Genomic DNA, 23,968 nt, shown 5'->3' on the forward strand with positions numbered 1-23,968 from the left:
ACTTTTAGAATCAATAGATCAATTTTCAAAGAAACTATATTCCACAAAACAATCGAAAGAATGATGATAGAAATGCCAATATATCAAAATCAAATAATACAGAAACTAAATATATAACTCAATAATTAAAATAGCTTTCATTTTATTTATCAAAATCCAATAAAAATCAATGGATCTTGTTCAAGCGCGGTACATTAAAATAAAGGCAACCAACTTTGGAAAACTTCCCGAGTGGCATCAAGGTTTTCCTTCAAATGGTGATGCTTATATTTTTATTGATGAAATTGAGGTAAAATAAAAAAGAACACAGATTTGAGAAATCCGAGAAATTTTTAAAATTTTTCTAATTTCTTAAATCTGTGTTCTAAAAACTTTAGAGCAAAGCACTATTATTCTTTTGTTCCCCAAGGAGCAGACGGATTTGCAATAGTTTTAGTCAAATCAAAAGTTACTGTAAAAAGGCGGTCAGACCCCACGCGACGTAAATTGTAAGAATACGATTTTTCGTCTAACGTAATCCACCACACGTTGTTGGAAGCATAAGCGATTAAATCGGAGGTTTCTTGATCGGCTGGAAACATTTGTAAGTTGGGCAAACCTGAATTTGTAGTTGTACCGCCATACATTGTTACCTTGTCTTCACTTCCGTCTTCATGTCGGTGGTCGTGCTTCAATTGGATTCTATCGTTTTCAAACGTCAAAACCCAAGTTCTAGATTTGTCATTTCCCACAAAAAACGGGATTCTAATCGTATTATCGTCGCAAGCTCTCACATGCATTACTAATTTTTTTCCAGCAAAATCATCATTTACAGGAGCACTAGTTAAAGTTCCTTCATACGATTTCCCGCAATGTTTTTTTAAATTTTCCCAAAATTGTGCGGCACCCGATTTTTCTTGAGCCATTGCCATCTGAAAACTTAAAACAGTTATAAGGGCTATTATTTTTTTCATGTTCTTAAATTTTGACTAAGATAGCCATTTCGTTGTTATGTCGTTTGTAGAATGTATATCTTTAGTGAAAATTCAACCATGAAAATTGCACTCATTCAAACCCATCTTATTTGGGAAAATCCGTTGGAAAACCGAAGTCATTTGGCCCAAAAAATTACTGGTTTTATGGAAGATGTCGACCTGATTGTACTACCGGAAATGTTTTCAACAGGTTTCACAATGCATCCCGAAAGCGTTGCCGAAACGATGAAAGGCGAAACAGTGACTTGGTTGCAGCATTTTGCAAAAGCTAAAAACTGTGCAATAACTGGAAGTTTGGTCATCAAAGAAAAGGGGAATTATTACAACCGACTTATTTTTGTTTTTCCTGATGGGAAAATCCAGCAGTACGACAAACGCCATTTGTTTACTTTGGCAGGCGAAGACACCAAATTTACCGCAGGAAAATCGAAACTAATTGTCGAATATAAAGGTTGGAAAATTTGTCCACTTATTTGTTACGATTTACGATTTCCTGTTTTTTCCCGAAATCAAAACGATTGTGACTTACTCCTTTATGTGGCCAATTGGCCAAATATGAGGGCGAACGCTTGGAATGCTTTGCTCAAAGCGCGAGCCATCGAAAATATGAGTTATACCATTGGTGTAAACCGCATTGGTGCCGATGAAAATGGAAACACGTATTTTGGCGATTCGCAAGTGGTAGATTCTATGGGCAATTACAGTATGAATCCGCAACAATCAGAAGGTGTTTTTATCGTAGAATTGGACAAAAAATCCCAAGACCTAAACCGTAAGAAATTTGGTTTTTTAAACGATGCGGATCAATTTGAATTGAAATAAAACTACATTAAGGCGATAAAGTAAACGGTTGGTCTACATCCCAATTCGCTCTAACGTCAATTTCCTTTGGAAAATAAATCACTTCCTCACTTTGGGTTTTATTCTGGAAACTCCCTGGATCCCATTCTTTATTTTTGTTGGTGTCATATATAAAACGAACCCTAAAAACACCCGGTTGAATCAAATTAAAAGTAGCCACAGGTTCGCTTTCTAAATATTCCGAATCCAATACTTTTCCTTTGTTATCGGTCAGTTGAACAATCACTGGAAAGCTTTTTAAGTTTTCGAGTTTCATGGTTAAGTTTCCATAATCGCCAGTTCCTTTTGTCGAAAGTTTGTATTGTAAGGTGTCGTTTTTACGCTCGTAAAAGTCTGTTAAGGCCCCAGGTAAAAGTGTTACATTGTACTTTTGTTCGGGTTCTTTGATGAAATTAAAAAACAGTTTTTGATTGAATTCGTCGTACTCGGTTGTAAAATCAACAGCCACTGAATCTTTGTTGGTTAAAGACATTTTCGATTTGTCAAATTGCGTCAATGGAACGGTACTTGTGATTTCGAATTTTTTTCTAAAATCTATTCCTCCTACGGGTTTTGCAGAAAAACTCAAGCTGTCTTTTTTCTGGTCTTTGATTTTGAAATTATAGTTTTTGGAATAATTCCCCAAACTGAACGACATCTGCAACGAATCGGCTTTTACAGTCGGAAACCAAACTTGTACCGAATCTTTATCAGGCAGTTGTGTTACAATCGTTTTGAGTGTTTCTGATCCGTTTTTTAATATAATTTTGGCTTCTTTCACATTTCCTTCGTAACCTAATGTTGCTCTATTGCCAGAGGCTTGAGAAGGTTTAAATGTTTTGACTTGTACCTTTTCTGCAAAGAGTTTCAGATTGTAGGATTTGTTTTCGGCTCCTATGATAATGGGTTCTTTAAGGAAGGCAATTTTCTCTTTTCCGGGATTGTACAAAAAGTTGTTGTTTTTGTCTTTTAAAGCTATAATTTGGTAGGTTCCCGCTTTGATGTTTTCAATTTTGAATGTGGTGGCACTGTCCAATGTATTGGTTACATAGCGTGGTTTTTGTTTGTAAATCGTCGAATCGGTAAATTTTTCGTTCATTTCGTACAGCATTACCGTTACAAAATTGTCGCTTTCGGTTTCTAACGCATCTTGAATCGTTCCCGAAATGGAAAGTGAATCGATGTAACTACCCGTCGAAAAAACATATTTAAATTGAGGGTAAATATTGCCTTCATTATTGTCCTGAATACTCTGTCCGAAGTTTAAACTATAAGTGGTTTCGGGTTGTAGCGTGTCTTTAATTTTGATGGTAAGAAATTTACTCGCATTAGTTGGAGTAACTACCGGTGCTGTGTTCATAGGAGGTGAGACTATCAATTGCTTGTTAACGTCTTTCAATTTTACGTATTCGTCAAAGTACAATTTGATTTCATTACCAGTAAAATTGGTACGGAAATTTTTAGGCACACTCTCAAGTAAAACAGGAGCCAACGTGTCTTTAAAACCTCCTGTAATATTGCCTCGTTTGGCACAACCAATAATTAGTAGTGCGAATACAAACAGCAAATAACGCGACCTTATTTTCAACATAAAAAGTGAAATTTATAAGTCACAAAATAACAATTATATTTAGTGTTAATGAAATGTTTTAGAATTTTATTATCATTATTGATGCGAATAAGCCATGCAAACGATACTCAGTTGAGCACCTGGAATTCCCAACAATACTTTTCCAGCGGCTTCAAGTGTAGCACCTGTGGTCATTACATCGTCAATTAATAATAAATGCTTGTTGTAGTGTTCGGGCGTAAAATGTGCATGAAAAGTATGCGATTTAATTTCATTTCGGCTCAATAAATTTTTGAATGTTTGTGTTTTACTGTGTTGAACACGACTCAGAATGTTTTCGTCAAACGGACAATTCAACTGTTTTGAGAGTGCATTTCCAAAGGTAGTTACTTGATTAAATCCTCTTTTGCGAAGTCTTTTGCGATGCAACGGAATGGGAATTATTGCATCTACTGTTTTTAAACTATCGCACTTTTTGAGTTCGGTGCCGTACCAATCCCCAATTAAAGTGCCAATTTCTTGATGACCTCGGTATTTTAAGTTGTGAATCAGTTCTTGTACAATACCTTTTTTATGAAAATAAAGCAAAGCCGAAACATGTTCCAGCGGAAGTCTTCCATAAAACTTCAGCATAGCTTCATTCTCGTGATTCAAATGTTGGTGTGTTAAAGGAAAGTCATGCCTGCATTGGGTACAAATTACTCTTTCGTTGGGTAACAAAAATTGTTCACAACCCAAACAAGCCGGCGGATAAAACAGATCAAATAATGAGTTTGTCATCTATATGGCGTTTACTTTGTTTATTATATAATACTTATTTTGGCAAATATTTTGAACTACAACATGAAGTTAAATAATTTTTAATCTATTAAGTGTAATAAATTCGTTAAAATTAAATAATTTATTTTTACTGTACTTTCGTAATCAAGAGATAAAAAAAAACTCCCGATAATTGCTTATCGGGAGTCTTAAAAATATTTTTTCAGACGCTATTTTCCTTTTCCAGAAGCTTCTAAATTTCGTTCAATGGTATGTCCAGGTCGCGACCATTTTGGTTTTTCGCCCAATGGTGCAAATTCAGAATCAGCAGCTTCCACTGTTTTGGGTTGCGAAACTTTGGTGAATGGTTTTTGTGGATTTAGTCCTAATTTTTCAAACATTTTCATGTCTTCATTGACATCAGGATTGGGAGTAGTCAATAGTTTATCGCCTGCAAAAATAGAATTTGCTCCAGCCAAAAAGCACATTGCTTGACCTTCACGATTCATGTTCATTCGTCCGGCCGAAAGTCGTACTTGTGTTTCTGGCATAATGATTCTTGTGGTAGCAACCATCCGAATCATTTCCCAAATTTCAACCGGTTTTTCTTCTTCCAAAGGTGTTCCTTCCACAGCAACCAATGCATTAATCGGCACTGATTCCGGTTGCGGATTTAGTGTCGACAAAGCAACTAACATTCCTGCTCGATCTTCGATACTTTCACCCATACCGATAATTCCTCCGCTACAAACGGTAACATTGGTTTTACGGACGTTTTCAATCGTTTGCAAACGGTCTTCAAAACCACGTGTCGAAATTACTTCCTTATAATATTCTTCTGATGTATCTAAATTGTGGTTGTAGGCATACAATCCAGCCTCTGCCAAACGTTTTGCTTGATTTTCAGTTATCATTCCTAACGTACAACATACTTCCATATCGAGTTTGTTAATGGTTCGAACCATTTCTAAAACTTGATCAAATTCCGGTCCGTCTTTCACATTTCGCCAAGCAGCACCCATACAAACTCGGGATGAACCGCCTTCTTTTGCACGTAAAGCTTGTGCTTTTACTTGATTAACCGACATCAAATCATTTCCTTCAATATCCGTATGATATCGTGCCGCTTGTGGACAATATCCACAATCTTCAGGACAGCCTCCTGTTTTTATCGACAATAATGTAGAAACTTGAACCACATTGGGATCGTGAAATTGACGATGAACAGTGGCGGCTTCATAAAGTAAGTCCATAATTGGCTTGTTGTAAATTGCAATTATTTCGTCCTTCGTCCAGTTATTTCTAGTAGTACTCATCTTAAAGTTTTAATAATGTTCCAAAAGTAATGATTTCCCTTTTAAGTAAAAAGCAATTTACTCATAAACCAGAAATACGCTTACATCTATAGTTCGATCGGTTCAAAATACTTGGTGGTTTCAATCATTAACGGTTCTCTTCTATAAGAACAACATTTAAAAAATTTAATTTTTTTTGGCGTTTAGCTTGTCCCGATTGTTATCGGGAGGCTATTTACTAACGCTTCCCGATGAAAAATAGGGAGAGCTCCACCGAAACTTCGGAGCTATCTCTTACGAAAAAATGCTGCAATTCATAAAAACAAACATTAGTATTTGAGTCAGCAAAGCATTATTTATACCCATCTGGAACAACAATCCAATCGTTATGACCAAAATAATTCCATTTTGCTTGGGCAAAATCTACGCTAGGATCAATAAAAACTTCATAAGAACCCTCGTTTATCGAAACCCTCGAATCTATATAAATGGCAACATCTTGATTTTTATCAGAAAATTCTTCTTTAATAATTTGTGCCATTTGCCATATTCCATCGGGATGCGAAGCCATAAAATACTGCTGCTTTTCAGTCAACCTTTTTCGGTAATCGTACGGAATGATGGTGTTGGTTTCTTTATCCATAATGCGAAAATCAGTTACTCCTTGTCGCATCCGAAGCATCATACGCCAACTTAAACGATGGCCTTCTTCGGTCCATAAAACATCGTGGGGTATAAACCAATGTCGGGCGGGTAAACCAATTTGAATTATAAAATAAGGAATAAAAAACCATATTAAAATAGGCTTTGAAGCATACGACACTTCGTGAAATGCTAATTTAGGTTTGCTTTTAAAAAATAAATTTCGAATAAAATCGGGAGGATAACAAAACACAATAAACGAAAGTGCAAAAAACGGAAATATACCAATATGCAAAACCGATGCATTGAAAATATGAAAGAATATTGCGGCAACAAAAGCAATATTTCTGGTTTTCTTATAAAGAAATAATGGAATGATTAAAAAGTCGAAAGCGATGCCTGAATAAGCAATGAAAAGGTGAAATAAATGATGACTAAACAAAGCCTTAGAACCCGGTAAAGGATTGTTGGCTAACATAATTTTGGCAAAAGTGCCGTCCAGCCACTCTGGATAAAATTTAGCAAGAGCTGCATAAAAATAAACAATTAATACCTGAAAAATCATAACCCACGAACACCATTGCGGCATCGAAAAACTCCTGATTTCGGGATGGTATTTGGCGTCCAATGAAGCGTATTTATTTGCAGGAAGAAACAGCATTATAATACAAACCAATAGCAACAAGTAGTAATGGTTATTGTAAGTTGACTTTTGCATAAAATAAGCGCCTCCCCAAAGCAGCGTAAACGCCAGAAGACTCCAACGGTAGCGCAACCCAAGCATTACTAAAAGTCCGCAAATACCCATCAAGCAAAAATAAAAATACATTCCAATGCCAGACAAAGGTTGCAGCCACTCCATTCCGATATGCGAAAACGTAAATTGGGGCTCAATAAAAACACGTGTAACCCAACCCGTGGCAATCGCTCCAAAAGTTTCGATAGCGAGAAGCAGTCCGAAAAAAATGCGGAAGATAATTAAGGGAGCGTTGTCAATGGGTTTGAATAATTGGTTTTGCATTTTTGGTTTCTATTCAAAAAAATGTTGGGCAAAAATTTGATCTTTTGATAATTGTGTTTTCAAATCGTCTATGGAGGCAAATTTTTGTTCATCGCGAATGCGTTTCAGTACCGAGACCGTTATTTTTTGATGGTACAAATCGGCATTAAAATCAAACAAATGCACTTCAATGGAAATGGTTTGGCCGAAGACCGTGGGGTTGGTTCCAATGTTGAGCATTCCATAAACCGATTTTGTTCCAACCAAGCAGGTTACTGCATAAACGCCTTGGGCTGGAATGAGTTTGTAGTTTTCTTCTATTTTCAAGTTGGCGGTGGGAAATCCAATTGTTCTACCCAGTTTTTTTCCAGGAATCACCGTACCTGTAAGGAAATAGGAGTACCCCAAATATTCGTTTGCCAATTCAATTTTACCTTCAGCTAATGCATTCCTGATTTTGGTCGAACTGATGGAAACAGCGTCCACTTCCTGAGCGGAAATTTGCTCTACTTCAAAATTATAATCTTTTCCAAAACGGATCAAATCGTCAATGTTGGCGGTACGATTTCTGCCAAAACGATGATCATGACCTATAATTATTTTTTTGATGTTGAAAATATCCACTAAAATATTTTTGACAAATTCTTCAGCGGTTAAACGAGAAAACGTTTGATCAAAGGGATGAATGATGAGGTTTTGCAATCCTGCTTTTTCCAACAGATAGATTCGTTCTTCGATTGTGTTGAGCAACTGAATGTCGGATTCCTTTTGCAAAACCATTCTGGGATGTGGAAAAAAGGTAAGCACTAAACTCTCTTCTTCTTCATTACTGGAGTTAAGCAATCGCTCAATTATTTTGGTATGTCCTAAATGAACACCATCAAAAGTGCCTAAAGTAAAAACGGTTTTCTTATGGGTTGAAAAATCGTATATAGATGGATAGCTATTCAAAATCGCTGTTTTATTGTCCACAAATTTAAGCGATACATTTCGAAAATGGAATCAGTTGTGGTAGAAATTAAAATTTTACCTATTTTAAAACTTGTTTTTGCAATTAAATAGATGTTATTCTTATATTTGGAAACTTTTAAATAAATTTTTCACAGATAAAATAATTTTTCATGACAAAAATTACATTTTTAATAATAGCTTTTTTCACGTTAACGTTCAGTCATGGGCAATCAGCGTGGACTAGAACAACGGATCAGGACGTTACTTTAATGGAAAAAGTAACTCGAAATGCGGTTCCAACCACATACCAAGTGTTTCATTTGGACGTGGCACTTTTTAAGCAGCAATTGGAAGGAGCTCCAGTTCGAGGCGAATTCTCGGGTCGTTCCAATAAAATAATTTATTTACCTAACGAACAAGGAACATTGGAACGTTATGCCGTTATGGAAACCCCAATTATGGAAAAAGAGTTGGCACGAAAATTCCCTATGATCAAGTCCTATGCTGCACAAGGGGTTGATAGTCCAGCTGCTGTCGCGCGTTTTTCGGTTACACAACTTGGGTTGCACAGCATGACTTTAGAGCCCGGAAAAAGCAGTGTGTACATCGATCCTTTTACTGAAAATAGAGCATATTATATAGTTTACAGTAAAAATGCTATTTCCAATACAACACAAAACTTTGATTGTTTGACCGAAGAAGACATGCAATTGCCTTCTTTATCAAGCGAAGTTTCAAGCGAGAATAGTGTAAACGGGGCAGATGATTCAAAGTTGCGAACCTATCGTTTGGCTTTGTCTTGTACAGGGGAATACGGAGCTCTTTTTGCAGGAGCAGGAACAATCCAGCAGAAGAAAGCAAATATTCAAGCCCAAATGGCAATAACAATGACCCGTGTGAATGGGGTTTACGAACGCGATTTGGCCATTACAATGATATTTGTTGCGAATAACGACCTGTTAATTTATTTTAATGGTGCAACTGATCCTTGGGTAGGCGAATTCAATACAAAAACCGCACAAACGATTGATGCAGCGATTGGTTTGGAAAATTACGACATAGGACACAATTTTAATACCAGTGGTGGTGGAAATGCGGGTTGTATTGGATGTGTTTGTAGCATGACCAGTTCTCCAAGTAGTCAAAACCATAAGGGACGAGGATATACAGGACTTCAAAACCCAACAGGCGACGCGTTTGATATTGATTATGTAGCACATGAAATGGGCCATCAGTTTGGAGGATTTCATACACAATCTTCTTCTGGTTGTATCTCAGGAAGTGGAGCTACCGAAGTGGAGCCAGGAAGTGGATCTACTATTATGGGTTATGCAGGAATTTGTGCTCCAAATGTACAAAACAGCAGCGATGCTTATTTTCATTATGTAAATATTCGTGACATTACGGATAATGTTAAAAACGGTGTGAGTTCTGGTTGTCCACAAATTACAAATTTGAGTAATTCAGTACCTGTTATTACTCCAATGAGCGATTATACAATTCCTATTTCAACGCCTTTTGTTTTAACAGCAAATGCTACAGATCCTAATGGTGATGTACTTAATTACACTTGGGAACAAAATGATCCACAGTCGTTTAGTCAGGCAAATGCTTCTGCACCAAGTCAGTTTAATACCGCCGGCCCCTTATTTCGTTCATTTGAAGGAACCGCAAATCCCTCACGATATTTTCCAAGAATGGTCACTATTTTGACTGGACAAACCAGTTCTACATGGGAAGTGTTACCGGGCGTTGGACGTACTATGAATTTTGCTTTGACCGTTAGAGACAATGTTGCTGGTGGGGCACAAACGGCAACTGATGAGGTAAAAGTTACCGTATCCGATGCAGCAGGTCCTTTTTCGATAACATCTCAAAACACTGCGACTTCGTATGCGGTAGGATCCAATCAAACAGTAACATGGAATGTTGCTTCTACAAATCAGATGCCGGTTAATACACCATTTGTAGACATTTATTTATCTACCAATAATGGAAGCACTTTTCCAATTTTATTGGCAAGCAAAGTGCCAAATGATGGTTCTGAAATTATTACCATTCCCAATACAATAGGTACCACGAATCGAATAATGGTAAGAGGACATGGCAATATTTTCTTTGATGTTACCAATGCATCCTTTTCTATAACCGCAGCTCCTGCTACATTTGCTATTGCGTTTTCTGGAATCGAAGGCGGACAAAATCAATCCGTTTGTAAAGGCGGTTCTTTGACGTACACGTTGCCTTTCTCTACCTATGGCGGATTTAGTACAGCAACTGCATTTTCTATCCCAAATTTACCAGCAGGAATAACCGCTAGTTTTGCACCGGCGTCCGCCACCACAAATACGAATGTAATTTTGACACTTACAACAAATAGTTCGGTTGTACCACAACTTTATACTTTAAATGTTCGGGCTATTTCTGGTGCCGTTACCAAGAATGTAAACCTGTATGCCGCAGTTTTGAATAACGAATTTTCGTCAGTTGTATTAACGAGTCCTTCTAATGCAGCGGCAATCACTCCAAATCAAGTAAATTTCAATTGGACGGCATCGAGTGGAGCAACTAATTATGAAATTCAAATTGCTACAGATGCCAATTTTACTACTATTATTGAAAGTGCTACAGTAGCTACCAATTCGTACGCAAGTACCAGTTTGGCAAGTATGACTACTTATTTTTGGCGGATTCAACCTAAAAATGATGGTTGTTCAGCTGTATTTAGTAATTCCTCTACTTTTTCGACTATTTACTGTGGAATGGCTGTTTCGGCAAATGTTCCTGTAACAATTCCCAACACGATTGCTACTGTAACTTCTACATTAACTATTGATCCACTGGATAGCGTTACAATCAATGATGTAAATGTTCAACTGAATATTACCCACAGTTATGTGTCAGATTTAAATGTTCGATTAACAAGTCCGCTTGGGACTCAAGTGCAATTGTTTGTGAATCAGTGTGGTTCTAATAGTAATGTTATAGCAACATTTGATGATGCAGGAACTCCTATTGTTTGTGGTAGCAATCCGGCAATTTCAGGAACGCTCATTCCAGCCCAAGCTTTATCGGCGTTTAACGGACAGGTTTCTCAAGGCATTTGGACACTAACTGTTACGGATTCTTTTAACAGCGATGGAGGCTCAATCAACAATTGGGGACTAACCTTTTGCAGTCAAGCGGCACCGTTAGAAATCGAAACAAAAGAAATTTCAGAATTGATTGTGTACCCGAATCCAAATAGCGGCAGCTTTAATGTTAAATTTAATGATGCAACTTCAGAAAAAGTTGATATCAATGTTTTTGACATGAGCGGCAGAACTATTTTTACTAAAAATTATACTGTTCAAGGCGATTTCAACGAAAACATTCAGTTGAATACGATTCAAGCAGGGGTGTATTTATTGTCAATTATCGACGGAACACGAACTCAAGTGCAACGCATAATTATCAAATAAAACTCCCAACTTTTACATATAACAAACCCAATTAGCGATAATTGGGTTTTTTTATGATTTAAATTTAGAAATTAAACTTTTTAAATCGCTATTTTTGTGATTCTAAAAACTTTACCAAATGAATAAAAAATTATTTTTAAAACTAATTTTGATTTTTACTATTGGATTAGTAAATGCTCAAAATGCACTGTGGACAAAAACCACGCAAGCACGGTTCGAGGCTTTACAGCAATTTGAAAGAACCTCAACTCCAAGTCATGCTGAATTTTATACGCTCAATTTAGAAGCGATGAAATCACTGCTTCAAACCGCTCCAACTAGAGATTTTTCGGGTACTATTTCTACTACAATTGTTAGTTTTCCGAATGCCAATGGGACTTTGGAACAATTTAGCATTTACGAATCGTCGGTGATGGCTCCAGAATTGGCAGCAAAATATACCGATATCCAATCGTATGTAGGGCAAGGAATTGCCAATCCAAGTTCGAGAATTTATTTAACCACCACGGTTTTCGGATTGCACGGAATGGTTCTTTCGGATAAAGGTACTTATTACATTGATCCTTATACAACCAATCTTGAAGGTTATATCGTGTATAACAAAAAAGGTTTGACTACTACAAAAACCTTCACTTGTTTGAATACCGAAGAGGAATCAGCAGAAAAACCTCAGTTTGAAACCAATTCTACAATGATAGACGATGGACTTTTCAGAACCTATCGCATGGCAATGGCTTGTACGATTGAATATGCTTCTTATCATGTAAATGCGGCCATCAATGCAGGAACAATTACAACTGCTGCAACTGAAGCTCAAAGAAAAGCGGTTGTTTTAGCAGCAATGAACGTAACTGTTAGCCGGATGAACAGCGTGTATGAAACCGACTTGTCATTGAGAATGGTACTCGTTGCAAATAACGATTTGGTTATATTTATCAACTCTGACGAATTCAACAATAACAGTGCGGGAACTTTAATCAATCAAAGTCAAACTGTAATCAATCAAGTAATAGGGTTCGATAGCTATGATATTGGACACACCGTAAGTACTGGTGGTGGCGGTTTAGCTGCATTAGGATCCGTTTGTACTTTTTCAAAAGCAAGAGGAATTACAGGTTCGTTTGCACCAGTAGGAGACCCTTTTGATATCGATTATGTGGCACATGAAGTAGGACACCAATTTGGAGGAAACCATACGTTTAATAATTCATGCGGCGGAAATCGCTCTGCTCCACAAGCGGTAGAACCTGGAAGTGGAAGTACAATAATGGCTTATGCAGGAATTTGCCCCTCTAATGTGCAAAACAATTCAGATTCGTATTTTCATGCCATAAGTATTGCTCAAATGAGTGCACATATTTTTGGTGCAGGCAACTGTGCTGGAGCTTTTGCAAGTAACAATGCAGCGCCTTTTATTGAAAATCTTGCTAATTATACTATTCCAAAAGGAACTCCTTTTGTATTAACAGGAGTGGTAACGGATGATAGCGCAACAGCATTAACATACTGTTGGGAACAAACCAATAATGGAGCGACAACTGCACTTCCAAATGCATCGTCAACCACTTCTGTGCCTAATTTCAGAAGTTTCTCACCAAGTCTTTCGCCGAAAAGATATTTCCCTAAATTGGATGATGTATTGATAGGAAGTTTAATCAATGAATGGGAAGTTATCCCAAATGTGGCACGAACAATGAATTTTGCGTTAACAGCTAGAGATAATAGTGTGCCTAATGGCGGTCAAACCAGCCGTCAAAATACGACAATAACCTTTAACGGAACTGCAGGACCTTTTCAAGTAACGTCTCAATCTAGTGCAGTAACCTGGTTTCCTGGTCAAACGCAAACCATTACATGGAATGTTGCCGGAACTAATTTGGCTCCTGTAAGTACGGCCAATGTTAAAATTTTATTATCAACAGATGGTGGTTACAATTACAATATTGTGTTGCTAGAAAGTACACCAAATGATGGAACACAAACCATTACCGTACCCGCTATCGATGCTCCGTTTTGCCGAATTATGGTGCAACCGGTAAACAATGTTTATTTTGCAATCAATTCTGCAACATTTTCTATTGGAGAGTTCACTTCTTCGTGTGTTACTTACAACAGTACAGGTACTGCAACAATTGCTGATGGAAATCCCGCTGGTGGACCAACCACTACTTCAATCATTAATATTCCCGTAAATTACGGTATCACTCAAGTCACTCCATCTGTAAATATCAGTCATACCAACATCAGTGATATGAGAGTAACTTTACGTCATCCAGATAATACAAGTGTACTTTTAATAGACCGTATATGTTCTACACAAGATGGTATAATTGCAGAGTTAATTGACGGCTTCGGCTTACCTATTTGCACCAATCCAGTGACGGAAGGATTTTCGCCTGCCCAACCTTTGTCAACTTTGAATCAAAAATCAGCTTTGGGAAATTGGAAGTTGGAGATTCAAGATTTCGCTGCAAATAATAGTATTGGAACCTTGAACAGCTGGTCAATGGAAGTATGTTATTTAGTTCCTTTAAATAAACAGTCATTCGAATTGAGTAATCTAACCATCGCTCCAAATCCGAATACGGGGAACTTTAATGTGAAATTCGATTCTACTTCAGATCAAGACATTTCGATAACTGTTTTTGATGTAAGTGGCCGACAAATTTTTGCTAAAACCTATTCAAATCAAGGTGTCTTTGCACAAAATATTCAGTTAGAAAATGTTCAAACTGGCGTTTATTTGGTAAATATCCAAGATGGAAAACAAAAATCTGTTCGAAAAATAATCATTCAATAAATACCCGTTTAATTGTATTTCAAAACCGTCAAATTTCTTGGCGGTTTTTTTTTGTGCCAAAATTTTTTTGCAAAAGCGAATCACATATCCCTAAAAATTGGGTTTTTTCAAACAATTTCTATCTATAATTCAATCAATTTTATACTTTTGCATCACTATGGCAAAACAAGAAGATTTATTTAAGAATGTAGTTTCGCACGCAAAAGAGTACGGATTTATTTTTCCGTCAAGCGAAATTTATGATGGTTTAAGTGCAGTTTATGATTATGCACAAAATGGAGTCGAGTTAAAGAAAAACATCCGCGAATACTGGTGGAAAGCGATGGTGCAAATGCACGAAAACATCGTAGGACTCGACGCTTCTATCTTGATGCATCCAACCACTTGGAAGGCATCTGGTCACGTTGATGCGTTCAACGATCCATTAATCGACAACAAAGATTCTAAGAAAAGATACCGTGCCGATGTTTTAATTGAGGATTATGCCGAAAAATTAAACCAGAAAGCCGAAAAAGAAATCGAAAAAGCCAGCGTCCGATTTGGCGAAAGCTTTAACAGAGCCGAATACGAATCCACCAATCCGCGGGTCATGGAATACCTTTCCAAAAAGAAAAGTATTTTAGAGCGAATGGCCAAATCTTTAGAAACTGGGGATCTTGCCGATGTAAAAGCCTTGATTGAAGAGCTAGAAATTGCCGATCCTGAAACGGGTTCTAAAAACTGGACTGAAGTAAAGCAGTTCAATTTGATGTTTGGTACCAAGCTCGGTGCTTCTGCCGAAAATGCGATGGATTTGTACTTAAGACCTGAAACCGCACAAGGTATTTTCGTCAATTTCTTGAATGTGCAAAAATCAGGGCGTATGAAAATTCCATTTGGTATTGCACAAACCGGAAAAGCTTTTCGTAACGAAATTGTAGCCCGTCAGTTTATTTTTCGCATGCGCGAATTTGAACAAATGGAAATGCAATTTTTTGTAAAGCCAGGCGAAGAAATGAAGTGGTACGAATACTGGAAAAATGCACGACTCAACTGGCATTTGTCTTTGGGATTGGGCGAAAAAAACTACCGGTTTCACGACCACGAAAAATTAGCACATTATGCCAATGCAGCGGCAGATATCGAATTTAATTTCCCTTTCGGATTCAAAGAATTGGAAGGAATTCACTCCCGAACGGATTTCGATTTAAAAGCACACGAAGAATTTTCGGGTAAAAAATTACAGTACTTTGACACCGACGAAAATAAAAATTATACCCCATATGTGGTAGAAACTTCGGTAGGTTTAGATCGAATGTTCCTGTCTGTTTTTGCAACATCCCTTCAAGAAGAAGCTTTGGAAGACGGCACCACCCGAACGGTTTTAAAGTTACCATCTGTTTTGGCTCCAACAAAAGCAGCCGTATTGCCATTGGTAAAGAAAGACGGTTTGCCCGAAATTGCCAAGCAAATCATTGCTGATTTAAAATGGGATTTCAACGTGTCTTACGACGAAAAAGATGCGGTAGGACGACGATACAGAAGGCAAGATGCGTTGGGAACGCCGTTTTGTATAACCGTTGATCATCAAACGATAGAAGACCAAACGGTAACCATTAGACATAGAGATTCCATGAAGCAAGACCGTGTAGCAATCGCTGATTTGCGTAACATTATTGAAAACGAAGTTTCGATGAAAAACTGGTTGATGAAGATTGGGAAGTAATACTTAGCCTTAAACAAACAAAAACGGAGACCTAAAATCTCCGTTTTTTTATTCCATAAATAATGCTTTCAATTCCGTTGCTTCCGATGGTTTCATTTTTCCTGCTAAAACCAAGCTTAATTGTTTTCGTCGTAAGGCAGCTTCGTAGCGGGATTTTTCCAATTCCGTTTCCGGAATAATAGGTGCGACTTCTACCGGGCGTCCCGTATCATCAACGGCAACAAAGGTGTAAATGGCTTCGTTCGCTTTATTTTTATTGCCTGATTCTCTATCTTCGATCCAAACGTCGATGTAAATTTCCATTGAACTTTTAAAACTTCTGGAAACTTTGGCCTCCACTGTAACTACACTTCCCAGCGGAATGGCACGGTTAAATGCCACGTGGTTTACCGATGCCGTTACCACAATTCTTCGCGAATGCCGTCTTGCAGCGATGCTTGCGGCACGATCCATTCGAGCGAGTAATTCGCCACCAAATAAATTGTTCAAAGGATTGGTTTCACTTGGTAAAACCAAATCGGTTAAAATGGTTAAAGATTCTGATGCAAATTTTGGTGCCATTGGTTTTTTTGGCAAAGATAACCACGTGAAAACAAAAATCCCGATGAAACACCGGGATTTTTTATTAATCTTTTATTAAAAGCCAGGCGTCTCGACTTTCTGTCTTGTGAATTTCTTTTAGTGCAAGCTGCGATTGGGCATAGGTGCTGTAACTTCCGTAAAGTACGGGAACCAAACCAAACTTGTTTCGTTCCAAAATTTTTGCGTTAAATCCTTTTGCTTTAAGTATCTTGAGTTGCTTTTCGGCATTGGCTTTGCTGCTAAAAGCACCTGAAACAATATGATAGGCTTTCTTTTCTTCTTTAACCGTTAAGGTAACGTTAGGCAACGGATTTTCGATAAAAAAAGTAGCTTCTTGAATTTTATTTTGAACGTCTTTTTGTACTTCGGTTTGTACTATTTTCAGTTCTTCGTCCATTTTGTTTATATGCATTTTATAACCAAAACTTCCCGCAGCGGCTAAAGCTATAATAAATACGGCTGCATATTTCAGATATGAATTTCGTGCAGAAGTCGTGGTTTCTGGCACCAATACAATTGGCACTTTTTCCACCGCTTCGTCTGATGCTTCAAAAATTGCTCTTTTAACCGTTGGCGAAACAAAGGTGTTCAAGCCAAATGAGGAAGTGTGAAAATTAACTTGCGACGAAGCTTCAAATGTTAACGTTCCCACTGAATTGAGGTAAATGGAACCAATGGAGTGAAACACCACTTTTTGCTGGTTTATCAACGCATTTTTCCAAAGCGAAACTTCTTTTGAAATGGATTGAACAGCGGTTTCATAGTCCGTTTTTTCTACTTGCGAAATGTGATTGGCAAGAAGTCCGTCGTTATTTTTCAAGTGTGAATTAAAGGAAACCACTTTTTTTGGCGGATAAAACGTATTGGTGCTTTCTACCAATTGTGCAGGTTGGATTTCGGTTAAAAAAGCGCCAAAACCAGGTACCGTCACGCATTGGTATCGGTATAAAAGTTGTGCAATATGTTGTTCCATCTTCATACCAACAAAGTTAGATAATACGCTTTGAGAACAAAATTTTATCAACAAATTTTATTAACAATTTGAAAAAATTGCTTTAATTTGAAATTCAAATATTTGCCATGACCGAACAAGATTTATTTTCGCTTCTCGCCCTCCAAAAAGTAGAATTGGTAGGAGATGTGGTTGCAAAAAAATTACTGAATCACTTTGAAAATCCTTCTGATGTTTTTACAGCCAAAGCCCAACTTCTAACTTCCATTGATGGGATTGGTGCTGGTTTGGTCAAAAATTTAAAAGACAAATCGGTTTTTGAAAAAGCCGAAGCCGAAGTGAAATTTATTCAAGAAAATGACATCGACGTACATTTTTACAAAGAAAATTCGTATCCCGACAAACTCAAACATTGTTTTGACGCGCCCATTTTATTATTTTCTGCTGGAAACATCAACTTGAAGCAAACCAAAATCATCAGCATTGTAGGAACCCGTCAAGTGACTTCGCATGGTGCTGAATTTTGTAGGAATTTGATTGCCGAAATTGCTCCTCTAAACCCAATCATCGTCAGTGGTTTTGCTTATGGCGTGGACATTGTAGCACACCAAGCGGCAATGGAAAACGATTTACAAACTATAGGAGTTTTGGCCCACGGATTGAACCAAATGTACCCTGCTTCGCACAAAAAATACTGCAAAAAGATGGAAGAAAAAGGCGGTTTTATGACCGAGTTTTGGAGCAGTAGTAATCCCGATAAAGAGAATTTTGTAAAACGAAATCGTATCGTAGCAGGAATGACCGAAGCCACTATCGTGATTGAATCGGCCGAAAGGGGTGGATCTCTGATTACTGCTATGTTGGCAAACGATTATAACCGTGATGTTTTTGCGGTTCCGGGGCGTACAACTGATAAGTTCAGTACGGGTTGTAACAATTTGATAAAAACCCAAAAAGCAAATTTACTAACGAGTGCTGCCGACTTGATTTACATGCTGAATTGGGATATTGCAGCATCAACAAAAGCGGTTCAAAAACAATTATTTGTGGATTTACCTCCCGACGAACAAATTATTTACGATTATTTGCTTCAAAAAGGAAAAGAATTGATGGATACCATCGCATTGGATTGTGGTTTTCCGATTTATGTTTTATCGGGAATGTTGCTCAATATGGAATTGAAAGGCGTAATTCGACCTTTGCCCGGCAAATTATTTGAGGCGATTTAAAACAGTAAATTTTATAAAAGGCATTCTTTCAGTAGTAAAAATGTGTGTAAATTGGTGCAATCCGTTGCTGATTTTATTTATCATCATAATGAAATTGGCATTACACAATAATGCATTTTTTGATCTACACCTTTATTGCCATTTATGGTATACTCCAGTCGCGATGTTCGTCCGTAATTCTTCTCGACCTGGATCCTTTTAACCGTATTTTAAAAGTTCTGGTTTTTGATTCCTTGAAACGGCTCTTGCCGAATAGACTTGATTAGTTCTTTAATTTTATCCAAGACATCAGGATCGTTATCCAACCAATAATTAAAATCTTCCCAGCGGTGGGTTGTAAATTCAATATTTATTTTACAAATAGTTTGTAAACCTTTAATTTATGAAACTGTTTTTTTATTGCTCAATTGATTCTTGAAGTCTTGCCGTATTGGTTTTAGTAGAACGTAAAAGGTCTGTCTATTTCAAGGCATTGTACGCTAGAAGGTTAATGTTTCGGAATTACCAATATAAACTACAAAAATCCCAATTTCTCTCGCACTCTATTTAAAACCTCATTTGCAACTTTTCTTGCTTTTTCGGCGCCTAAAGCCAAAGCCTTGTCTAATTCTTCGCGGTTGGACATGTAGTAATTGTATTTTTCTCTTTCTGTTTTAAAGCGTTCGACAAGAAGTTCAAATAAAGCTTGTTTGGCATGACCCCAACCAAAATCCTGATTCACGTTTTTATATTTTTCAGTCATTTCGGAGATTTCGGTTTCGGTGGCCAGCAGTTTATAGATGGCAAAAACTTTACACGTTTCGGGATTTTTAGGATCTTCAAGCGGGGTACTGTCGGTTTCGATGGACATGACTTGCTTGCGCAATTTTTTGTCATCCAAAAATATATTGATGGTATTATTGGCCGATTTGCTCATTTTTCCTCCGTTGGTTCCGGGAACATATTTCGTATCCTCTTGCAAATACGATTCAGGTAAAACAAAAGTTTCGCCCATTTGGTTATTAAATCGAGCGGCGACATCTCGAGTAATTTCGATGTGTTGAAGCTGGTCTTTTCCGACAGGAACAAACTCGGCGTCGTAAAGCAAAATGTCAGCAGCCATCAACATCGGATACGTAAAAAGTCCTGCATTTACATCGCTCAATCGATCGGATTTATCTTTAAAAGAATGTGCCAAAGTCAAGCGTTGAAAAGGGAAAAAACAACTCAAATACCAAGACAATTCAGCGGTTTGCGGCACATCAGACTGTCGGTAAAAAGTTACTTTAGAAATATCAACACCACAAGCAAGCCAAGTGGCTGCAGTAGAATACGTGTTTTCTTTCAAGGTTTCGCCGTCTTTAATTTGTGTCACCGAATGTAAATCAGCAATGAAAAGAAAAGTTTCGTTTTCTGGTTTGTTTGATAATTCGATTGCAGGAATAATTGCACCCAAAAGATTGCCCAAATGTGGCGTTCCCGTACTTTGAACACCCGTAAGAATTTTTGCCATAGTCAACTTAATTTTCGCAAAGGTACGATTTTAGTAAAAAGTATAGATTGAATTCTTACATTTGGAACACTTTAACGACTTGTGTTAATAGCAATCAATAAACAATAACAGAATGCGGGTTTTTAAAATCATTTTTTGGGTTATTTGGCGGGTTTGGTTTTACATGATGATGGCCTTTCCAATTATCGTGATGTTTCCATTCTTGGTCATTTCGATTTTAAAAGAAGAATGGTATCCTTACTTTTTTAAGATGGCACGCATTTGGGCCAAGTCTATTTTAATTACCTCTGGTTTTTACTATACAGTTGAACGCGAAACCCAACTCGAAAAAGGAAAAAGTTACATGTTTGTAGCCAATCACACCTCAATGACGGATATTATGTTGATGTTGGCTGTTGTGAAAAATCCGTTTGTTTTTGTGGGAAAAATGGAGTTGGCTAAAATTCCGTTGTTTGGTTTTTTCTATAAAAGAACCTGTATTTTAGTCGACCGTTCGAGTTCTAAAAGCAGGATGGCGGTTTTTGAACGGGCTCAAAAAAGACTCAATCAAGGTATGAGTATTTGTATTTTTCCCGAAGGCGGCGTTCCCGATGACGAAACTATTGTTTTGGATGAGTTTAAAGACGGCGCTTTCCGACTGGCTATCGAACATCAAATTGCGATTGTGCCGCTCACTTTTGCCGATAATAAAAAACGATTTTCTTACACTTTTTTTAGCGGAAGTCCTGGAATTATGCGGGTAAAAATGCACGAGCCTATCCCTACTTTTGGCAAAAGTTTGAATGATAAGAAGGAAATTAAAGACGCGGTTCGTACGGTGATTTACCACCAGTTGTTGCGGTTTAATGCGTGAAGTGTTTTTAAAACCTATAACTCACACCCGTATACAATCCCACAAAATAGGGTTTGAAATTTCCGGCGTCGCGGCTAAACGTGTTGAACTGGTATTTGAAAGTAGGTTCAAAACGGGCTTCTAGATTTTTCCAAAATTTGTACGTAAAACCAACGCCCAAATTACTACTAAAATGTACGTTGTTCAAGTTACTGGCTTGACCCAAACTGAAAGTTGCTGACTCTGATTGTACCGAAACCGAGTTTTCATTCAAAAACAAAGTACTCACACCACCGATGAGGTTCACACCAAATTTCCGATCCAAAACCGAATATGAAAGTTCCAGCGGCACTTCATAATAACCCATTCGTTGGTTGAGGACACCACTTTCTAAGTTTTGCATATTATCCTCAAAAGGCCGTAAGCCGTTGAAATGGATTGTTTTTAATTTTCCCTTGTTAATGTATAATCTCCATACGGAATAGTAAAATTTGTAGTTGTGGAAGGAGTTTCAAAATCAGATTGAATACCTAAAGGACCACTAGTTAGAATGTATTGTATTTTAATTTTTTGAACACCGTTTTCGTCAGCCCTTCGCATTACAAAAGCAGCTTTCAAGCCAAAGTCATCATTGTTTGGCTCATTATAGCTCATCGGTAATCGCTCAACAAAATCATCACACTCAAGGCATTTTGGATACCAGTTGTTGTCAACTTTTCTGTAACTATGTAAACTATAATTGAAAATACTAGTGTAGTTGGCGTTTAAATCCACTAGCGAATTGATTTTCTCAACTCCGTTTTCTATATATTGCATTTCGCCTACTAAATAATCTACATAGCAGTTTTTAATAGTTTGGTAATAAAACATTTCTTTTTTAATGAATTTAAACCGTATCGTTTTAACAGCATCGGTGTACACCCATGTGCCAACAAATTTATTTTGAAATTGCTCAATATCTTTATAATAAGCATTTTCTATTTGCGCAAAATCAGCCGTATGTAGATTTAAAATTGGATTTTGGGCACTTAATATAATGTTATATAAAAGTACAATTGCTGTAAGTATTTTTTTCATGGTTATCTTTTTTAATTACAAGGTGTATTTACAGGGTTGTCATTTGAATTGGTAGGATTCAAATTAACTTCAGACCAACTTCCATTTGAATCTTGTTCATATAAGCCAATTCCTAAATCAAAAGCCTTCAAAACTTTAAGAAAGTCCTTTTGAAGTGTTTTTGGAGATGAATTTGATCCACTCTGCGTAAATTTTTGTACCAAATCTTCTTCTAGTTTTAAGTAATTTGGCGCAGTAAGAGCCAAAAATTTATCTACATCTTTTATTTTAAGACAATATACTTCATTTTCGTTTACTAGACCTAAAAATAAATCACTGACATCAACAGGCAGATTGCTTTGTACTTGAAATTTTCTTCTAAGGCGTGCTTTAGTAAATAGCCATTGTAAATCCGTTGGTGAAAACATAGGAACATTTCCTTCAGTAGGAGTGGTGTGATTATGAAAAGCGCCAATCCATTCGATACCTTTGTAAGCCGAAAGATCAACAGTGTTTGGGTTCTGGGTATTTTGACCTGCAACAGTTGGCGGAGCAAGATTCTTTGTTCCATCAAAATATTTGCTTACCCATCCGTATTCTTTAAGTCCAGTTGCTTTACTTTTTAAATGGTTAATGGTATTGCTGTAATTGGGACTATTTTTTAATTTATCTAACTGGTTGCAGGGAGATTTTTTATCATTTTGCGGCAACACTGGCTGTGTATAAAATGTATTGTCCCATATATCCTGCGAAGGTTCGTCTTGATTATAAGGATAATCTCCTTGATGAAAATCTCCATTGTCTGGGAAGTCTCCTGGGCCTACACCATCACCAGATCCTGGAAAACCTGGTTGCAATGGAAACCATGCCGGACCATACCAACCATCACCTCCCTCAGGAGTATTTCCGCCATTTCCAGGACCACCCTCATTAAGACAACTTGGGTCAACTATAATTTGTACGATTGTTTGAGGGTCTGGCGTAAAGTCACCGTTATTCACAATAGAGCATTGATCGTTTAGCATCTGTCTCAAATCGTGGTCTCCGCTTGGACAAATAGAACCACCTGTAATAACAAATTTCAAACAATCTATATCAGACCTTAATAGTAATTCTGCCGCCTCTTCGAGATTTTCAAGAGGCTTCCAACTTATTTTCTGTTTAAGATTTATGGGAATTTTTGATTCAAGATTCCGTTTTTCTTCTTCAGTTAAGTAGTACTCAAAAATTGCACCATTGAGGTTGCCTTGCCCATCGACCTTAATCACAAGGTTTTCCAAAGGACTTTCATCATCCTCTTTTGAAATAGCGAATGTGTAGGTTTTAACTTGCCCCATAATTATTTCCAGAACATCATCAGTTTCTATATGAAATCCACCAACTAGGGAAACACTTCTAGAGAGCTGAGGATTATTAATAACTTCTCTTCTCAAAGACTTAATCTTCTCAAAAACAGCAGGTGCTTTGGATTTTAGTTGCTTTTCATTGAGTCTATTTACAATACTTTGTCCCGTTTGAAGAGATTCTTTTTCTCCAATGTCATCCGTTCTACAGCTAAAAAGGAGTGCTATAACTAATGAACAAAAAGCTACTCTGTAAATTGTTTTAAAATGATACTTCTTCATAAATATTTTGTGAGATTGAAAGTAGATATTTTGTCAAACTTAATAAAAAAAGCAAATAACACAAATATGTGTTTATTTTTTTTTATGCTTTTGTACACCTTGCCGTCATGGAGAAGGATGAAAAGGATTTTATCGCTGGGTTTGGCAAAAGGGTCAAAGAACTGCGTATTGAAAGGCATCTTTCCCAAGAAATGCTTGCCAAT

20 protein-coding genes and 1 pseudogene are annotated in these 23,968 nt (G+C 37.2%); 8 read left to right on the forward strand and 13 right to left on the reverse strand.

Features of this window, described 5'->3' with window-relative positions; translation table 11 throughout:
• Both ACIQ2X_RS03005 and ACIQ2X_RS03010 read left to right on the forward strand, forming a co-directional pair.
• A pseudogene (locus ACIQ2X_RS03005) lies at nt 1-117 on the forward strand (IS1595 family transposase); the annotation flags it as partial.
• A gap of 52 nt (nt 118-169) precedes the next feature.
• Nucleotides 170-298 (forward strand): hypothetical protein, encoded by a 129-nt coding sequence (locus ACIQ2X_RS03010; protein ID WP_396177399.1) that lies wholly within the window; start codon nt 170-172, stop codon nt 296-298.
• Between the two features lie 91 nt (nt 299-389).
• On the opposite strand, the gene ACIQ2X_RS03015 is transcribed toward ACIQ2X_RS03010, so the two are convergent.
• Nucleotides 390-953, reverse strand: coding sequence for a hypothetical protein (locus tag ACIQ2X_RS03015; RefSeq protein ID WP_396177400.1), 564 nt, complete (start codon nt 951-953; stop codon nt 390-392).
• Between the two features lie 78 nt (nt 954-1,031).
• On the opposite strand from ACIQ2X_RS03015, the gene ACIQ2X_RS03020 reads away from it, so the two are divergent.
• Complete coding sequence (locus ACIQ2X_RS03020) at nt 1,032-1,796, forward strand: amidohydrolase (RefSeq protein ID WP_396177401.1); 765 nt, start codon at nt 1,032-1,034, stop codon at nt 1,794-1,796.
• A 7-nt stretch (nt 1,797-1,803) separates the two neighbouring features.
• Here ACIQ2X_RS03020 and ACIQ2X_RS03025 read toward each other — a convergent pair whose 3' ends face one another.
• The 5 genes from ACIQ2X_RS03025 to ACIQ2X_RS03045 form a co-directional block, all read right to left on the reverse strand.
• Nucleotides 1,804-3,405, reverse strand: a complete 1,602-nt coding sequence (locus ACIQ2X_RS03025; RefSeq protein ID WP_396177402.1) for an Ig-like domain-containing protein — start codon at nt 3,403-3,405, stop codon at nt 1,804-1,806.
• Between the two features lie 75 nt (nt 3,406-3,480).
• Nucleotides 3,481-4,164: a ComF family protein gene (locus ACIQ2X_RS03030; RefSeq protein ID WP_396177403.1), complete on the reverse strand. Its 684-nt coding sequence runs from the start codon at nt 4,162-4,164 to the stop codon at nt 3,481-3,483.
• Between the two features lie 209 nt (nt 4,165-4,373).
• Nucleotides 4,374-5,459 carry a biotin synthase BioB gene (gene bioB / locus ACIQ2X_RS03035; RefSeq protein ID WP_396177404.1) on the reverse strand — a complete coding sequence of 362 codons (1,086 nt, stop codon included), beginning with the start codon at nt 5,457-5,459 and terminating at the stop codon, nt 4,374-4,376.
• Nucleotides 5,460-5,790: 331 nt separating this feature from the next.
• Nucleotides 5,791-7,101 carry an HTTM domain-containing protein gene (locus tag ACIQ2X_RS03040; RefSeq protein WP_396177405.1) on the reverse strand — a complete coding sequence of 437 codons (1,311 nt, stop codon included), beginning with the start codon at nt 7,099-7,101 and terminating at the stop codon, nt 5,791-5,793.
• Between the two features lie 9 nt (nt 7,102-7,110).
• Nucleotides 7,111-8,031, reverse strand: a complete 921-nt coding sequence (locus tag ACIQ2X_RS03045) for a bifunctional riboflavin kinase/FAD synthetase (protein WP_396177417.1) — start codon at nt 8,029-8,031, stop codon at nt 7,111-7,113.
• A gap of 170 nt (nt 8,032-8,201) precedes the next feature.
• Here ACIQ2X_RS03045 and ACIQ2X_RS03050 point away from each other — a divergent pair, with 170 nt between their 5' ends.
• The 3 genes from ACIQ2X_RS03050 (at nt 8,202) to ACIQ2X_RS03060 (ending at nt 15,997) form a co-directional block, all read left to right on the forward strand.
• On the forward strand, nt 8,202-11,492 hold the full coding sequence (locus ACIQ2X_RS03050; RefSeq protein WP_396177406.1) for a reprolysin-like metallopeptidase: 3,291 nt from the start codon (nt 8,202-8,204) through the stop codon (nt 11,490-11,492).
• 118 nt (nt 11,493-11,610) lie between these two features.
• Nucleotides 11,611-14,292, forward strand: a complete 2,682-nt coding sequence (locus tag ACIQ2X_RS03055; protein ID WP_396177407.1) for a reprolysin-like metallopeptidase — start codon at nt 11,611-11,613, stop codon at nt 14,290-14,292.
• A gap of 157 nt (nt 14,293-14,449) precedes the next feature.
• The gene (locus tag ACIQ2X_RS03060) at nt 14,450-15,997 is read left to right on the forward strand and encodes a glycine--tRNA ligase (protein ID WP_396177408.1); all 1,548 of its coding nucleotides are present in this window, start codon (nt 14,450-14,452) and stop codon (nt 15,995-15,997) included.
• 48 nt (nt 15,998-16,045) lie between these two features.
• On the opposite strand, the gene ACIQ2X_RS03065 is transcribed toward ACIQ2X_RS03060, so the two are convergent.
• Nucleotides 16,046-16,558: an acyl-CoA thioesterase gene (locus ACIQ2X_RS03065; protein ID WP_396177409.1), complete on the reverse strand. Its 513-nt coding sequence runs from the start codon at nt 16,556-16,558 to the stop codon at nt 16,046-16,048.
• Nucleotides 16,559-16,622: 64 nt separating this feature from the next.
• Nucleotides 16,623-17,558, reverse strand: coding sequence for an SPOR domain-containing protein (locus ACIQ2X_RS03070; protein ID WP_396177410.1), 936 nt, complete (start codon nt 17,556-17,558; stop codon nt 16,623-16,625).
• 101 nt (nt 17,559-17,659) lie between these two features.
• Here ACIQ2X_RS03070 and dprA point away from each other — a divergent pair, with 101 nt between their 5' ends.
• A complete protein-coding gene (dprA, locus tag ACIQ2X_RS03075; RefSeq protein ID WP_396177411.1) occupies nt 17,660-18,760 on the forward strand; it encodes a DNA-processing protein DprA in 1,101 nt (366 codons plus the stop codon).
• Nucleotides 18,761-18,969: 209 nt separating this feature from the next.
• On the opposite strand, the gene ACIQ2X_RS03080 is transcribed toward dprA, so the two are convergent.
• Complete coding sequence (locus ACIQ2X_RS03080; RefSeq protein WP_396177418.1) at nt 18,970-19,140, reverse strand: type II toxin-antitoxin system YoeB family toxin; 171 nt, start codon at nt 19,138-19,140, stop codon at nt 18,970-18,972.
• Between the two features lie 134 nt (nt 19,141-19,274).
• Nucleotides 19,275-20,252 (reverse strand): tryptophan--tRNA ligase, encoded by a 978-nt coding sequence (gene trpS / locus ACIQ2X_RS03085; protein ID WP_396177412.1) that lies wholly within the window; start codon nt 20,250-20,252, stop codon nt 19,275-19,277.
• 112 nt (nt 20,253-20,364) lie between these two features.
• Here trpS and ACIQ2X_RS03090 point away from each other — a divergent pair, with 112 nt between their 5' ends.
• Complete coding sequence (locus ACIQ2X_RS03090; RefSeq protein WP_396177413.1) at nt 20,365-21,105, forward strand: lysophospholipid acyltransferase family protein; 741 nt, start codon at nt 20,365-20,367, stop codon at nt 21,103-21,105.
• 7 nt (nt 21,106-21,112) lie between these two features.
• On the opposite strand, the gene ACIQ2X_RS03095 is transcribed toward ACIQ2X_RS03090, so the two are convergent.
• The 3 genes from ACIQ2X_RS03095 to ACIQ2X_RS03105 are packed head-to-tail and all read right to left on the reverse strand — an operon-like array spanning nt 21,113 to nt 23,765.
• Nucleotides 21,113-21,487 (reverse strand): hypothetical protein, encoded by a 375-nt coding sequence (locus tag ACIQ2X_RS03095; protein WP_396177414.1) that lies wholly within the window; start codon nt 21,485-21,487, stop codon nt 21,113-21,115.
• Between the two features lie 41 nt (nt 21,488-21,528).
• Nucleotides 21,529-22,161: a DUF6705 family protein gene (locus tag ACIQ2X_RS03100; RefSeq protein WP_396177415.1), complete on the reverse strand. Its 633-nt coding sequence runs from the start codon at nt 22,159-22,161 to the stop codon at nt 21,529-21,531.
• An 11-nt stretch (nt 22,162-22,172) separates the two neighbouring features.
• A complete protein-coding gene (locus ACIQ2X_RS03105; protein WP_396177416.1) occupies nt 22,173-23,765 on the reverse strand; it encodes a hypothetical protein in 1,593 nt (530 codons plus the stop codon).
• Between the last annotated feature and the right edge of the window lie 203 nt (nt 23,766-23,968).

Origin of the sequence: Flavobacterium sp., from assembly GCF_044368625.1 — a bacterium.
In the GTDB taxonomy this organism is placed as follows: domain Bacteria; phylum Bacteroidota; class Bacteroidia; order Flavobacteriales; family Flavobacteriaceae; genus Flavobacterium.